We start from the raw sequence: 14,021 nt of genomic DNA, 5'->3' as shown, positions 1-14,021 counted from the left end.
AGGAGTACGACATGAGTGCCGTGATCAAAGACGCCTCCCAGCAGAACGACAAACCTCTCGTCAGCCTGCGCAATCTGAACAAGCACTACGGTGACTTTGCCGCCGTCGACAACATCTCGCTGGACATCAAGGACGGCGAATTCCTCACCTTCCTCGGCTCCAGCGGCTCGGGCAAAAGCACCACGCTGTCGATGCTTGCCGGGTTTGAAACACCGAGCAGTGGAGAGATCCTCGTCAACGGTCAGTCGTTGGTGAATGTGCCGCCGCACAAGCGTGACATCGGCATGGTGTTCCAGCGTTATTCGCTGTTCCCGCATTTGTCGGTGCGCGACAACATCGCCTTCCCCTTGGCGATTCGCAAACTGGCGGCGGCGGAACGCGACAAGCGTGTCGATGCGATGTTGAAACTGGTGCAGCTTGAGCAGTTCGCGCATCGCCGCCCTTCGCAATTGTCTGGCGGCCAGCAACAGCGTGTCGCCATTGCCCGGGCGCTGGTTTACGAACCGCGCATCCTGCTGATGGACGAACCGCTCGGTGCGCTGGATAAAAAGCTGCGGGAAGATTTGCAGGATGAATTGCGCCAATTGCATCGTCGCTTGGGCATCACTATTGTTTACGTGACCCACGACCAGGAAGAAGCCATGCGTTTGTCGCAACGCATTGCGATTTTCAGTCACGGCAAGATTGTTGGATTGGGCAGCGGTTATGACCTTTATCAGAATCCGCCGAATGCGTTTGTGGCGTCGTTTCTGGGCAACTCGAACTTCCTCAAACTCAAGGCTCAGGGTAATGCGGCGGCTTCGTTTGAAGGACAGTCATTATCGATTCGACTGACCGCTGGGTTGCACACCGATCAGGATGTTTTGCTGATGGTGCGGCCGGAAAAGGCACTGGCGTTGAGCGTGGCGCAGGCGATCAGCGAACCGTTGCCGTCGGGCTGGAATGAGGTTTCAGCGAAGGTTGTGGAAGTGCTGTTTCTGGGTGAGAGCCAGACGTGCAGCGTAGTTACTTCGGGCGGGACTTCGATGACGGTGAAAGCCTTGTCCGCCGCTGGCATGCCGCTCAAGGCTGGCGACCCGGTGCAAGTGCGCTGGGCCACCGCTGATGCCTGCGTCTACACCGAATGGACCGAAAGCGACCTGAACAAAGCTGCCGGCTCCCACTGAAATCGTGTTTCCTGCGGGATTTACCCCCTCACCCCAGCCCTCTCCCCCAAGGGGGGCGAGGGGGAAAGGGAGCAGATCGGGGGCTTTTCAGGACCTGAGTTCGACTCAGGACTTTCAAGTCGATGTATAACGCCAAAACAACCCGGTCAGTCCCCTCTCCCTCTGGGAGAGGGCTAGGGTGAGGGAAACAGTCGACGCGGTATCAGACAATAGCGCGGTAGCCTTCGATTTCGTCCGGCCACGCCGTGAGGATTTCGAAGCCCGTCTCCGTCACCGCCACCATATGCTCCCACTGCGCCGACAACGAGCCATCCTTGGTCAGCACGGTCCAGCCGTCCGGCATGTTCTTCACATGACGCTTACCGGCATTGAGCATCGGCTCCACGGTAAAAATCATCCCGGCCTTGAGCTTCATGCCTTGATTGGGAAAGCCGTAATGCAGAATCTGCGGCTCATCGTGGTAGACCTTGCCAATCCCGTGCCCGCAGTACTCGCGCACGACGCTGAAACCTTCGTTCTCCGCAAGCGTCTGGATCGCATGGCCGATGTCGCCCAGCGTGGCGCCCGGTTTCACCACACGAATACCCGCGCACATCGCGTCATAGGTGGTCTTGATCAGGTGCTGCGCTTCAGGCGTCGCCTCGCCGACCACGTACATTCGGCTGGTATCACCAAACCAGCCATCCTTGATCACCGCGATGTCGAGATTGACGATATCGCCATCCTTCAGCGGTGTGCCAGACGGAATGCCGTGGCAAACCACGTCATTGACCGAAGCGCAGACGGTTTTCGGAAAGCCGTGATAGCCAACGTTGGCCGGCACTGCTTTCTGCACGTTGACGATGTAGTCGTTGCACAGCTGATCGAGCTGATCAGTGGTGACGCCCGCCTTGACGTGCGGCACCAGCATCGCCAGCACTTCAGCGGCGAGCTTGCCGGCAGCGCGCGATTGGGCGATGTCGGCCGGGGTGTTGATCTTGATCTGGTTTCTCATGCGCTGACGGCTTCCTGAGTCAGTTGTTGCAGATCCAGCCCGCCGTTCTGTTCGGCGCGGATCAGCAAGCGGCAAATGGCGCTGTGGTCGAGGTTGGGGTGCAGTTCGGCGAGCATGCCGATGCGCATCCAGTGCTCGGCCTGCGCGTTGATCGAGCGGCTGAGGGCGTTGCTGGAGATACGCAGGTTCTCGTGCATGTCTTCTGAAATCTTTACGATGCCCATATATGAATCCGATACGATGTGTATATGGAACGTATATTAGCCAAGCCCCCACCAAAATTGCAAACACACAGGCTGATCGTTCCCACGCTCCGCGTAGGAATGCAGCCCGTGACGCTCCGCGTCACTGGACGCGGAGCGTCCCTAGAGGCATTACCACGCGGAGCATGGGAACGATCAGTTCGCGGCATTGCCAAATCGCGGGCAAAAAAAAGCTGCCAAAACTGGCAGCAAAAACTTTAAGAACACGCGATGTATTGGCCTCAGCATAGACGCCGTATAATGACAGTGTCATGACAGCACCAAATTCATTGAACCGCCCCCACCCCGTCATCAGGATGTCATCAAGATCACGGCAGAATCCTCGCAAACCGTCTTGAGCCTCGCGACGGACGCTCTGCAAGGATTCCCATGAAAGACGAAGCCTCGCTATTTGCCGCCATCGACCTGGGTTCGAATGCCTTTCGCCTGATGATCGGCCAGTCAGTGCGCAGTCGAAAGGGCTTGCAGATTCAGGAAGTGAAAACCCTGCGTGAACCGGTGCGCCTCGCTGAAGGTTTTGACGGTGGCGCGCTGGATGCGTTGGCACTGGATCGCGGCTGGCAGGCATTGGCGCGGTTCGGCAAGAAGCTGCGCGGTTTCGAGGCCGGCCGAGTCCGTGCGGTGGCGACCAGTGCGGTGCGTGAGGCGGACAACGCGCAGCTGTTTCTCGCCAGTGCCGAACGGCATCTGGGCTTTCCCATCGACGTCATTTGCGGCCATGAAGAGGCGCGGCTGGTCTACGCCGTCGTGACCCATGCTTTGCCCAGCGCCGAAGACATGCGCCTGGTGGTCGATATCGGCGGCGGTTCCACCGAGCTGATCCTCGGCCAAGGCTCACAACCATTGCTCACCGAAAGCATCGCCATCGGCAGCGGCACCTTGAGCACGCGCTTCTTTCGCGGCGGCGATCTGTCCGCCGGTACCCTACAGGAGGCCGAACGCTTCGCCATTCTGCAGTTTGAAAAGGTTGCCCGGCGCTATCGTGCGCAGGGCTGGCAGCAGACCATCGGTTCTTCCGGCACCGCGCGCATGCTGGCCAAAGTGCTCAAGGCCAATCGCCTCAACGACTACGGTCAGGACGGCATCACCTACGGCGGCCTGCTGCGCCTGTCGTTACTTCTGCTGAAAGTGAACAACGTGCAACAGCTCAAGCTCGCCGGGCTGCAGCCGCACCGCCAGAGCATTCTGCCCGGCGGTCTGGTGTTGATGCTGGCCGCCTTCAAAGTGTTCGGCATCGCGCAAATGCTGCCGTCGGAACCGGGCCTGCGTTTAGGCGTGTTGCACGGTTTGATGAGTCAGCACTAATCCGCGCCACGACAGATTCGTCTCCCCTTCAGCGGCGCGATCGACTACCATGCCGCCGCCGGTCCCAAACGGGATTAATAGGGAATCCGAGGTGCTTGCACAGCATTGATCGGAACTGCCCCCGCAACTGTAGGTGCCGAGCCTGCTCCACGACTGCCACTGGGTGAATCCCGGGAAGGCCGGAGCCAGGCGATGACGCATCAGTCAGGAGACCTGCCGGCACAGTGACTACTAACCGGCGGGGTGTCCGGGAAGGACATCGTGCCGTGTACTTCTTCTTTTGATGACCGGCCTTGCGCTGTTTTCCTGACCGCGTTCGATGGTGTGTTTCCAATCCGTACTCCCCCGCTCCGCGTACGGATTCCCCGGAGACTGCCCCATGCTGCTGCCCCGCATTGTCACCCTCATCACCGGCCTGAGCCTTGGCGCCATAGCACAAGCGGCACCGACGGTGTATCCGCTGACGGTGGAAAACTGCGGCAGCACCCTGACCTTCAAGCACGCACCGACGCGCACCGTGACCATCGGCCAGGCCGGCACGGAAATGCTCTACGCCATGGGCCTGGGCGACAAAGTCGTCGGCACCTCGTTGTGGTTCAACAATGTGCTGGCCAAATACAAAGCCCAGGACGACAATATCGAGCGTTTGGCTGACAACGAGCCAAGTTTCGAATCGGTGATCGGCAAGCGCCCGGAACTGGTCGCCGTGGAGCTGGAATGGATGGTCGGCCCGCAAGGTGCGGTGGGCACTCGCGAGCAGTTTCATGAGCTGAAGATTCCGACGTACCTGCTGCCCTCCGATTGCGAAGCCAAGGACAACCTCGTCGGCGCCGACGGCACGCGGCTGGCACCGTTTCGCATCGACACGATCTACAAAAGCGTGAACCAACTGGCGCAGATCTTCGATGTGCAGGAACGTGGTCAGCAACTCAATGATCAACTCAAGGCCAGCCTCGCCAAGTCGGTTGCCACCGCCCAAGGTAAACAACTGAAGGACGCCAGCGCGCTGGTGTGGTTCTCCAGCGCCGAAATGGATATCGAGCCATTCGTGGCCGGGCACAAAGGCATTCCCGATTTCATGCTCGACACCCTCGGCGTGCGCAACGTCGTGCAGTCCGATGAAGAGTGGCCAACAGTCGGTTGGGAAACCATCGCCAAAGCCAATCCGACCTTCCTCGTCATCGCGCGTATGGATCGCCGACGCTTCCCCGCTGACGACTATGAAAAGAAACTCGCCTTCCTGCGCAGTGACCCGGTGACGCGCAACATGGACGCGGTGAAACACAACCGCATCATCATTCTCGACGCCATGGCCATGCAGGCCAGCCTGCGCATGTTCGATGGCATCGAGCAACTGGCCACGGCCATCAACGGCTATGACCTGTCGCAATGAGAGCCAGCCTGATCCGTACGTTGCTGGCCCTGGCGATGCTGTTGATTGCAGTGGTTGCTGGCGTGGCCATCGGCGAAACCTCGATAGAACCGGGCGTGGTGTTGCAAGTGCTGGCCAACAAGCTTTGGGGCGCCGGGCATGTGCTCGATCCTATCGATGAAGGTATCGTCTGGAATTACCGTTTGACCCGCGCACTGGTCGCGGCCGCATGCGGTGCCGGTCTGGCGACGTGCGGGGTGATTTTGCAGTCGCTGTTGCGCAACCCGTTGGCCGATCCGTATCTGCTGGGGATTTCTGCCGGCGCCTCGACCGGGGCGGTGATGGTGGCGTTGCTCGGGGTTGGCGCCGGGCTCATCTCGTTGTCAGTCGGGGCATTTGCCGGAGCAGTTACCGCGTTTGTGCTGGTGATTCTGTTGGCACGGGTCAGCGGCTCGGCGAGCGGCACCGGGCAGATCATTCTTGCCGGGATCGCCGGTTCGCAGCTGTTCAATGCGCTGACGGCGTTTCTGATTACTCGCTCGGCCAGCTCCGAACAGGCACGCGGAATCATGTTCTGGCTGTTGGGAAATCTGGGCGGCGTGCGTTGGCCGTCGGTGTGGCTGGCGGTGCCGGTAGCCCTGGTTGGACTGGTCGTGTGCCTGTGGCATCGGCGGGCGCTGGATGCGTTTACCTTTGGCGCGGATTCGGCGGCGTCTCTCGGCATTCCGGTGCGACGTGTGCAGATTCTGCTGATTGGCTGCGCGGCGCTGGTGACGGCGGTGATGGTGTCGATTGTCGGTTCGATCGGTTTTGTCGGGCTGGTGATTCCTCACGCCGCTCGTCTGTTACTTGGCACCGGTCATGCACGTTTGTTGCCAGCCAGTGCGTTGGGCGGCGCGGTGTTTTTGATTGCTGCTGATGTGTTGTCGCGAACCTTGATCAAGGGTCAGGTGATTCCGGTCGGGGTGATTACCGCGCTGGTCGGCGCGCCGGTGTTTGCCTTGATTCTGGTGGGTCGGAGATCAGCGCGATGAGCAGTGTTCTGAGTTGTTCCGGGTTGACGTTCAAGGTGCGCGGTGCCGAGTTGCTCAACGGTGTCAGCCTTGAAGTTCGGCGCGGCGAAACCCTGGGCATCGTCGGGCCGAATGGCTCGGGGAAATCCACCCTGCTCAAACTGCTGGCCGGGTTGCGCGAACCCAGCGCTGGCGAGGTGCTGCTGGAAGGTCAGCACCTCGGCAAAATGGCCCGGCGCAGCATTGCGCAAAAACTCGCGGTGGTTGAACAACAGGCCGACACTGATGACGGCATTCGCGTGTTCGACGCGGTGGCGCTGGGGCGCACGCCTTGGCTGTCGGCGCTGCAACCGTGGTCGCAGGCAGACGACGCCATCGTCCAGCAGGCGCTCACCGATGTAGACGCCATGCACCTGCGCACGCGTCTTTGGCGCAGCCTGTCGGGTGGTGAGCGGCAGCGAGTGCATATCGCTCGGGCACTGGCGCAGCGTCCGCAGATTCTGTTGCTGGACGAGCCGGCCAACCACCTCGATATTCAACATCAGTTGACCATTCTCAATGTGGTGCAGGCGTTGCCGGTGACCACGCTGATCGCGCTGCATGATCTTAATCAGGCGTTGAAATGCGATCGTCTGGCGGTGCTGGAGCGCGGGCGGCTGGTGGCGTTGGGCGCGCCGCTGGAAGTGCTGACACCGCAGCGGTTACAGGATACGTTCGGGGTCAGGGCGCATTACCTGACGGACCCATTTGATGGGGCGCAGATTCTCAGATTTCACTCATGACGTTGTGCATGTGGGTTGTTTGCCAGACCGGATCAGCGTCGACATCGATGATCTCGAAACCCTGCCGCTGCCAGAACTCGATGGCCCCCGGCAGAAACGGGTGGGTGTGCAGGTAGATCACCTCGACTCCGTCAGCGAGTGCCAGGTCTTTGAGTGATCGATATATCGCACCGGCCAGCCCTGAGCGGCGCTGCGATGGCAGGACAAACAGACGGACGATTTCCACCACTTCAAGGTCCGGATAGGGCAAGTGCGGGAAGCGTCGGTCGTACGGAAGATAGCCGATTGAGGCGACAATCTGCCCTTCGTGGCGAGCGATCAGAAAGCGCCCTTCTCCACGCAGATAAACCTCGGCAAAACGCGCTAGATCGTCGGGCATGCCCGTCGCGCTGAGCTTGGGAAAAAGCTCGGCGCGGGCCTTTAGGACAAAATCGAGAACTTCAGGAATGTCGGCGTCAGACACGGCCTGGATAACGGGTTGATCACTCATGTAACGGCAAACACCTGGGATGCGGCTGGGCACATTAACAACTCGCTACCGGTCGACGCCATCAGAAATCCCCAATCCGAATGCCATGCACAAAACCCTGTGGGAGCGAGCCTGCTCGCGAATGCGGTACATCAGACAATCAGGTTGTGACTGACTGATTGCTTTCGCGAGCAGGCTCGCTCCCACAGGTTTTGTGTTTCATGCAGCCAGAGCGTTACGCCAATTCTTTGCGCAGCTGCCGGGCGGCGGTGACCATGTGCACCAGCGCCGCTTCCGTCTCCGGCCAGCCACGGGTTTTCAAACCGCAATCCGGGTTGACCCACAACCGCTCAGCCGGAATCCGCTTGGCCGCTTTGCGCAACAGATTAGCCATCTCCGAAGCATCCGGCACCCGTGGCGAATGGATATCGTAAACGCCCGGGCCAATTTCGTTCGGGTAAGCGAATGCTTCGAACGCATCCAGCAATTCCATGTCCGAACGCGAGGTTTCGATGGTGATCACGTCGGCATCCATCGCCGCAATCGATTCGATCACATCGTTGAACTCGCTGTAGCACATGTGCGTGTGGATCTGCGTTTCGTCGCGCACACCGGAGGCGCACAAGCGGAATACTTCAGTCGCCCAGTCCAGATAATGCTGCCACTGCGCCTGACGCAACGGCAGACCTTCACGGAACGCCGCTTCGTCGATCTGCACGATCTTGATGCCGGCGGCTTCCAGATCCACCACTTCATCACGAATCGCCAGCGCCAGTTGCCGCGCCTGCACTTCGCGGCTGACGTCTTCCCGCGGGAACGACCACATCAGCATGGTCACCGGCCCGGTCAGCATGCCTTTCATGACTTTGTCGGTCAGGCCCTGGGCGTAGCGGATCCACTCCACGGTCATGGCTTTCGGGCGGCTGAGGTCGCCGAAGATCACCGCCGGTTTCACGCAGCGCGAACCGTAACTCTGCACCCAGCCAAAACGGGTGAATACGTAGCCGTCGAGCTGCTCGGCAAAGTACTCGACCATGTCGTTGCGCTCGGCTTCACCGTGCACCAGCACATCGAGGCCCAGACGTTCCTGGATTTCTACCGCGTGGCGAATTTCGCTGTGCATGGCTTCGGTGTATTCGGCTTCGGTCAGCTTGCCTTGTTTGAACGACTGGCGAGCGAGGCGGATCGACGCGGTTTGCGGAAACGAACCGATCGTCGTGGTCGGGAACAGCGGCAGATCGAGTCCGGCGCGCTGCTTGGCGATACGTTGAGCAAACGGCGACGGACGCTGACTGTCCTTGGCCGTGATAGCGGCAACCCGGGCTTGAACCGTAGGTTTGTGAATGCGTGGCGAAGCGGCACGCGCAGCCTGAACAGAACGGCTTTCGGTCAGGGCACGTAGCACTTTCGGCGCTTCGGGCTCATTGACGGCTTGCGCCAGAACCGCGACTTCTTCGCACTTCTGCACAGCGAAGGCCAGCCAGCTTTTCAACTCGGCGTCGAGTTTGTCTTCACGGCCCAGATCCACCGGGCTGTGCAGCAACGAGCAGGACGGCGCGACCCACAGGCGCTCACCCAGACGCTCATGGGCATGCTGCAACGTCGCCAAGGCATTTTCCAGATCACAGCGCCAGACATTACGGCCATTGACCACACCCAGGGACAACACTTTGTAGGCCGGCAGACGATCGAGAATGGTCGGGTACTGTTCCGGTGCGCGCACCAGATCAATGTGCAAACCGTCGACCGGCAGGTTGGCCGCCAGACCGAGGTTTTCTTCCAGGCCACCGAAGTAAGTGGCGAGCAGTTTCTTCAACGGATCACGCTGAATCTGGTTGTAGGCACGCTCGAAAGCGTTCTTCCACTCCTGCGGCAGATCGAGCACCAGAATCGGCTCGTCGATCTGCACCCACTCGACGCCTTGGGCCGCAAGGCGAGAGAAAATCTGCCCGTACAGCGGCAGCAAACGATCAAGCAATTCCAGCTTGTCGAATTCGGCGCCTTTGGCTTTGCCCAACCACAGATACGTCAGCGGGCCGATGATCACCGGTTTGACGTTGTGGCCCAGTGCGTGAGCTTCTTCGACTTCTTCGAACAACTGCTCCCAGCCCAGCTGAAACTGCTGATCGGCGCTGAATTCCGGGACCAGGTAGTGATAGTTGGTGTCGAACCACTTGGTCATTTCCTGGGCGTGCGCCCCGCCGCAGCAACTGTCGCTGACGCCACGGGCCATGGCGAACAGGGTCTGCAGACTGGCTTTGCCGTCATGCGGACGGAAGCGCTCGGGGATGACGCCGAACATTAGCGAGTGCGTCAGGACCTGGTCGTACCAAGCGAAATCGCCGACCGGGAGCAATTCGATACCGGCGTTTTTCTGCAGGTCCCAGTGGGCCTTGCGCAGCTCACGGCCAACATCACGCAGGCCGGCCTCGTTCAGTTCTCCTTTCCAGAACGCCTCTTGCGCTTTCTTCAGTTCGCGGTCGCGACCGATGCGCGGAAATCCAAGGGAATGGGCCAGTGCCATAACAAACAACTCCAATGTCTTGTTGATGGCGGCCATTGTCGGCATCGGTCGCTAGTGAGACAAACTCAATTTAATCTTGATCAACACAAGTTTCCCTCATGATCAAACGATCACAGCTTCTCACCTGAAAACACTCCAGAGCTGATAGCGCACGAGAAGGCTGAGCGGTTTTTGCGGCAGGAAATTTCTCGGCAATTCAAGCTGTTCGTCGCTCTGAAGACGCCCTTTGAAAACTCCATGACGCCTCCGTATAAACGCACCCGAAAGCACCCCGACAGGTCTGTGATTTCGATCTATCGTTAGATCGAAATGGCTGAATTCGCGACCGACTAATGGTTGCGACAGCCGATGTCTGAGCCTATGTTGCACGCGAGTCTTTTCCCCGCGATTGGAACGCGATCAACACCACCAAGAGGTGAAGAAATGTCTAAGGAATCACGCCCTGCCGTACTTGGGCTGATCGGCAATACTCCGCTTGTGCAAGTCACCCGCTTCGACACCGGGCCTTGCACGCTGTTTCTCAAACTTGAATCACAGAACCCTGGCGGTTCGATCAAGGACCGCATCGGTCTGGCCATGATCGACGCCGCCGAACGTGATGGTCGCCTGCAACCCAGTGGCACCATCGTCGAAGCCACCGCCGGTAACACCGGTCTGGGCCTGGCACTGGTTGGCCGCGCCAAAGGCTATCGTGTGGTGCTGGTGGTGCCGGACAAAATGTCCACCGAGAAAGTCCTGCACTTGAAGGCCATGGGCGCCGAGGTACACATCACCCGCTCCGACGTCGGCAAGGGCCATCCCGAGTATTACCAGGACGTCGCCGCCCGTTTGGCGAAAGACATTCCCGGCGCATTCTTCGCCGACCAATTCAACAACCCGGCCAACCCGCTGGCCCATGAATGCAGCACCGCGCCGGAAATCTGGGCACAGACCGAGCATGACCTGGACGCCATCGTCGTCGGTGTCGGCTCGGCCGGTACGCTGACCGGCCTGAGCCGTTTCTTCAAACGCGTGCAACCAGATCTGGAAATGGTTTTGGCCGATCCGGTCGGCTCGGTGATGGCGCAATACAGCCGCGACGGTACGATGCCGACGCCCGGCTCATGGGCGGTGGAAGGCATTGGTGAAGACTTCATTCCGTCGATCACCGACCTCTCCAGCGTGCGCCACGCCTATTCGATCAGCGATGAAGAAAGCTTCGATCACGCGCGGCAGTTACTCAAGGCCGAAGGCATTCTCGGCGGCTCGTCGACCGGCACCCTGCTCGCGGCGGCGCTGCGTTATTGCCGTGAACAGACCGAGCCGAAACGCGTGGTCAGCTTTGTCTGCGACACCGGTACGCGCTATCTGTCGAAGGTCTACAACGACCAATGGATGACCGATCAAGGTCTGTTGCAGCGCAAAGGCTATGGCGACCTGCGTGACCTGATCGCCCGCCGCTTCGAGGATGGCCGCGTGATCAGCGTCGGCCCTGACGACACGTTGCTGACCGCATTCCAGCGCATGCGTCTGGCGGATGTTTCGCAATTGCCAGTGCTGGTTGAAGGCAAGCAACTGGTCGGTGTAATCGACGAATCGGACATCCTCCTGCCGGTGCACGAAGACGCCGCCCGCTTCAGCCAATCGGTATCCAGCGTGATGACCGACAAGCTGCAAACCCTTGCCCCCGGTGCCAGCCTTGCCGAGCTGGAAGCGGTACTCAGCCGTGGCCTCGTCGCCATCATCGCCGATGCATCGGGCTTCCATGGCCTGATCACCCGCACCGACATGCTCAACCAATTACGGAGATCCCTCGCATGAGTCAGCACGACGACAATTCCCAAGGCTTCGCGACCCGGGTGATCCACGCCGGGCAGACGCCGGATCCGACCACCGGCGCGCTGATGCCGCCGATCTACGCCAACTCCACCTACCTGCAAGACAGCCCCGGCGTGCACAAGGGTTTCGATTACGGGCGCTCGCACAACCCGACGCGTTTTGCCCTGGAACGTTGCGTGGCGGATCTGGAAGGCGGCACCCAGGCGTTTGCTTTTGCTTCCGGGCTGGCAACGATTTCCACGGTGCTCGAACTCATCGATGCCGGTTCGCACGTCATCTCCGGCAATGACTTGTACGGTGGCACGTTCCGCCTGTTCGACAAGGTCCGTCAGCGCAGTGCCGGACACCGTTTCAGCTACGTCGATCTGACTGACCTGGCGGCGTTCGAAGCGGCGCTGCAGGACGACACACGCCTGGTGATTGTCGAGTCACCGACCAACCCGCTGCTGAGCCTGTCGGACCTCGCCGCTATCGCCCGTATCTGCCGTGCACGCGGGATCATCAGCGTGGCCGACAACACCTTTGCCAGCCCGTATATCCAGCGGCCGCTGGAGTTGGGTTTCGACATCGTGCTGCACTCGACCACCAAGTATTTGAACGGCCACTCCGATGTGATCGGTGGGATCGCCGTGGTCGGCCAGAACCAAGAACTGGCCGAAAAACTGGGTTTCTTGCAGAACGCAGTCGGTGCGATTGCCGGGCCGTTCGATGCGTTTCTGACCCTGCGCGGGGTGAAAACCCTGGCATTGCGCATGGAGCGACATTGCAGCAACGCACTGGATCTGGCGCAGTGGCTGGAACAGCAGCCGCAGGTTAAACGCGTCTACTATCCGGGCCTGGAGTCGCATCCGCAGCATGAATTGGCCAAGCGTCAGATGCGCGGTTTCGGCGGGATGATTTCCGTGGACCTGAACAGTGATCTGGACGGTGCGCGGCGTTTCCTCGAGAACGTCAAGATCTTCGCACTGGCGGAGAGTCTCGGCGGCGTGGAAAGCCTGATCGAGCACCCGGCGATCATGACTCACGCGACCATTCCGGCGGATACTCGGGCAAAACTGGGGATCGGTGATGGTCTGGTGCGACTGTCGGTTGGCGTTGAAGACGTCGAAGACTTGCGCGCCGACCTGGCGCAGGCGCTGCAATCGATCTGACCTGGCAAGAACGACAAAGCCCGCACGACGCGGGCTTTGGTGTTCGAGCAGGCGGCCAGTGCTGGTCTCTGGCTTACAAGGTTTATCGGGCTTCCCACAGTACCGGGCCAAATTGAAAAGGTACGGCCTCGGCTGCTTCACACGGCATAAGGGCTGGATCTCAGCGCGGAGATCTTTCTAACCGTGTACCTTTCGGAGCGCGCCCCACGCCCCCTTGCTATCCGATTGCGCATCAGTCTGCGTCTTCGCCTACATCTTTGAGCCTAGCAAAGGCTCACCGAACCGCTACGGCGTTTTTAGATTGATTTCAACTGTGCCTGTCCGGTACAGGAAGAGAAGCGCCTAACAGCCGTCGATCCCCCCGCCACGCCGCCTCGCTATCGCGATCTATACTCAATCAGTTCGATCATGATTATGTCGACACCCGCGCGCCTGACGGTGTGCCCGTGCCTTTCGCCCACCAGACTGACCTAGGCCAATGAGTCATAACGCCAGCGAACAAGCGGCGGACGATGCCTTATCGCTTTGTGGCTGCCGGGTCATGGAGAAAACTATGAAACACAAGCTGTTGTCAGGCGTGCTTCTGGCGGTCGCGGCGACCGTGGTGGTGCCCAATGTCTGGGCAGCACAGCCGCAAGCGTTGGCGTCCGATGGATCGGATCATGTCGGCGCCGGAGCGGTTGCTTCGGATGGTGCTGATCATGTGGGTGCAGGCGCGGTGGCTTCTGATGGCGCCGATCATGTGGGTGCGGGCGCCGTAGCTTCTGATGGCGCTGATCATGTCGGTGCTGGTGCGGTCGCTTCTGATGGCGCTGATCATGTCGGTGCAGGCGCAGTCGCTTCTGATGGCGCCGATCATGTTGGTGCAGGCGCAGTCGCCTCTGATGGTGCCGATCATGTCGGCGCGGGTGCCGTCGCTTCTGACGGCGCTGACCATGTCGGCGTAGGCGCACTGGCTTCAGATGGCGCCGACCGCACCGGCGTCAACCGGGTTGCCTATTCGCGTGTCGGCGTTGGCTCTGATCGCGTCGCCTCCGCGTTGATGACCGGCAGTTATTCCGATCAATTCAACAGCCCTCAGTAATCCTCCCTCGGCGCGACAGGCGGTTCCAGCAAACCGCCTGTCGAGCGCCGCACTAGCACATTTGTGCTAATCGACCGCCC

12 protein-coding genes and 1 riboswitch are annotated in these 14,021 nt (G+C 60.1%); of the genes, 8 read left to right on the top strand and 4 right to left on the bottom strand.

Features of this window, described 5'->3' with window-relative positions:
* Positions 1 to 11 precede the first annotated feature (11 nt).
* Positions 12 to 1,166 (top strand): ABC transporter ATP-binding protein, encoded by a 1,155-nt coding sequence (locus F8N44_RS25010; protein WP_134173701.1) that lies wholly within the window; start codon positions 12 to 14, stop codon positions 1,164 to 1,166.
* A 202-nt stretch (positions 1,167 to 1,368) separates the two neighbouring features.
* Here F8N44_RS25010 and map read toward each other — a convergent pair whose 3' ends face one another.
* A complete protein-coding gene (gene map, locus F8N44_RS25005) occupies positions 1,369 to 2,160 on the bottom strand; it encodes a type I methionyl aminopeptidase (protein WP_150652171.1) in 792 nt (263 codons plus the stop codon).
* Entirely contained in the window at positions 2,157 to 2,384 is a 228-nt protein-coding gene (locus tag F8N44_RS25000; RefSeq protein ID WP_007918027.1) for a ParD-like family protein, read from the bottom strand. The genes map and F8N44_RS25000 overlap by 4 nt, the downstream gene beginning before the upstream one ends.
* Positions 2,385 to 2,792: 408 nt before the next feature.
* Here F8N44_RS25000 and F8N44_RS24995 point away from each other — a divergent pair, with 408 nt between their 5' ends.
* From F8N44_RS24995 to F8N44_RS24980, 4 genes are all read left to right on the top strand, one after another.
* Complete coding sequence (locus tag F8N44_RS24995; protein ID WP_150652170.1) at positions 2,793 to 3,728, top strand: Ppx/GppA family phosphatase; 936 nt, start codon at positions 2,793 to 2,795, stop codon at positions 3,726 to 3,728.
* A gap of 42 nt (positions 3,729 to 3,770) precedes the next feature.
* A riboswitch (cobalamin riboswitch) is annotated at positions 3,771 to 3,964 on the top strand.
* A 143-nt stretch (positions 3,965 to 4,107) separates the two neighbouring features.
* Positions 4,108 to 5,121, top strand: a complete 1,014-nt coding sequence (locus F8N44_RS24990) for an ABC transporter substrate-binding protein (protein WP_150652169.1) — start codon at positions 4,108 to 4,110, stop codon at positions 5,119 to 5,121.
* Between the two features lie 8 nt (positions 5,122 to 5,129).
* Positions 5,130 to 6,134, top strand: coding sequence for a FecCD family ABC transporter permease (locus tag F8N44_RS24985; RefSeq protein ID WP_191630948.1), 1,005 nt, complete (start codon positions 5,130 to 5,132; stop codon positions 6,132 to 6,134).
* Positions 6,131 to 6,895, top strand: a complete 765-nt coding sequence (locus tag F8N44_RS24980) for an ABC transporter ATP-binding protein (protein WP_150652167.1) — start codon at positions 6,131 to 6,133, stop codon at positions 6,893 to 6,895. Before F8N44_RS24985 ends, F8N44_RS24980 begins: the two co-directional genes overlap by 4 nt.
* Here F8N44_RS24980 and F8N44_RS24975 read toward each other — a convergent pair.
* Together F8N44_RS24975 and metE are read right to left on the bottom strand one after the other, a co-directional pair.
* Positions 6,879 to 7,385 (bottom strand): GNAT family N-acetyltransferase, encoded by a 507-nt coding sequence (locus F8N44_RS24975; RefSeq protein ID WP_191630947.1) that lies wholly within the window; start codon positions 7,383 to 7,385, stop codon positions 6,879 to 6,881. The two genes, F8N44_RS24980 and F8N44_RS24975, sit on opposite strands and share 17 nt — an antisense overlap.
* 214 nt (positions 7,386 to 7,599) lie before the next feature.
* Positions 7,600 to 9,888 carry a 5-methyltetrahydropteroyltriglutamate--homocysteine S-methyltransferase gene (metE, locus tag F8N44_RS24970; protein WP_150652228.1) on the bottom strand — a complete coding sequence of 763 codons (2,289 nt, stop codon included), beginning with the start codon at positions 9,886 to 9,888 and terminating at the stop codon, positions 7,600 to 7,602.
* A gap of 423 nt (positions 9,889 to 10,311) precedes the next feature.
* Between metE and F8N44_RS24965 the strand changes: the two genes are divergently transcribed.
* From F8N44_RS24965 to F8N44_RS24955, 3 genes are all read left to right on the top strand, one after another.
* The gene (locus F8N44_RS24965; RefSeq protein ID WP_150652165.1) at positions 10,312 to 11,688 is read left to right on the top strand and encodes a pyridoxal-phosphate dependent enzyme; all 1,377 of its coding nucleotides are present in this window, start codon (positions 10,312 to 10,314) and stop codon (positions 11,686 to 11,688) included.
* Positions 11,685 to 12,857 (top strand): cystathionine gamma-synthase, encoded by a 1,173-nt coding sequence (locus F8N44_RS24960; protein WP_150652164.1) that lies wholly within the window; start codon positions 11,685 to 11,687, stop codon positions 12,855 to 12,857. Before F8N44_RS24965 ends, F8N44_RS24960 begins: the two co-directional genes overlap by 4 nt.
* 553 nt (positions 12,858 to 13,410) lie before the next feature.
* Complete coding sequence (locus tag F8N44_RS24955; RefSeq protein ID WP_150652163.1) at positions 13,411 to 13,941, top strand: phage infection protein; 531 nt, start codon at positions 13,411 to 13,413, stop codon at positions 13,939 to 13,941.
* Positions 13,942 to 14,021 lie beyond the last annotated feature (80 nt).

The organism is Pseudomonas fluorescens, assembly GCF_902497745.1.
GTDB lineage: Bacteria > Pseudomonadota > Gammaproteobacteria > Pseudomonadales > Pseudomonadaceae > Aquipseudomonas > Aquipseudomonas fluorescens_BM.
Note: the sequence above shows the minus strand (reverse complement) of the source record. Positions and strands in the feature narration are given on the sequence as shown.

Bases quoted from the DNA above. Each gene is read 5' to 3' on its own strand.
- F8N44_RS24955 (WP_150652163.1), top strand. From the start codon at position 13,411: ATGAAACACAAGCTGTTGTCAGGCGTGCTTCTGGCGGTCGCGGCGACC.
- F8N44_RS24965 (WP_150652165.1), top strand. From the start codon at position 10,312: ATGTCTAAGGAATCACGCCCTGCCGTACTTGGGCTGATCGGCAATACT.
- F8N44_RS24990 (WP_150652169.1), top strand. From the start codon at position 4,108: ATGCTGCTGCCCCGCATTGTCACCCTCATCACCGGCCTGAGCCTTGGC.
- F8N44_RS25010 (WP_134173701.1), top strand. From the start codon at position 12: ATGAGTGCCGTGATCAAAGACGCCTCCCAGCAGAACGACAAACCTCTC.
- F8N44_RS24980 (WP_150652167.1), top strand. From the start codon at position 6,131: ATGAGCAGTGTTCTGAGTTGTTCCGGGTTGACGTTCAAGGTGCGCGGT.
- F8N44_RS24975 (WP_191630947.1), bottom strand. From the start codon at position 7,385: ATGAGTGATCAACCCGTTATCCAGGCCGTGTCTGACGCCGACATTCCT.
- map (WP_150652171.1), bottom strand. From the start codon at position 2,160: ATGAGAAACCAGATCAAGATCAACACCCCGGCCGACATCGCCCAATCG.
- F8N44_RS25000 (WP_007918027.1), bottom strand. From the start codon at position 2,384: ATGGGCATCGTAAAGATTTCAGAAGACATGCACGAGAACCTGCGTATC.
- metE (WP_150652228.1), bottom strand. From the start codon at position 9,888: ATGGCACTGGCCCATTCCCTTGGATTTCCGCGCATCGGTCGCGACCGC.
- F8N44_RS24995 (WP_150652170.1), top strand. From the start codon at position 2,793: ATGAAAGACGAAGCCTCGCTATTTGCCGCCATCGACCTGGGTTCGAAT.
- F8N44_RS24960 (WP_150652164.1), top strand. From the start codon at position 11,685: ATGAGTCAGCACGACGACAATTCCCAAGGCTTCGCGACCCGGGTGATC.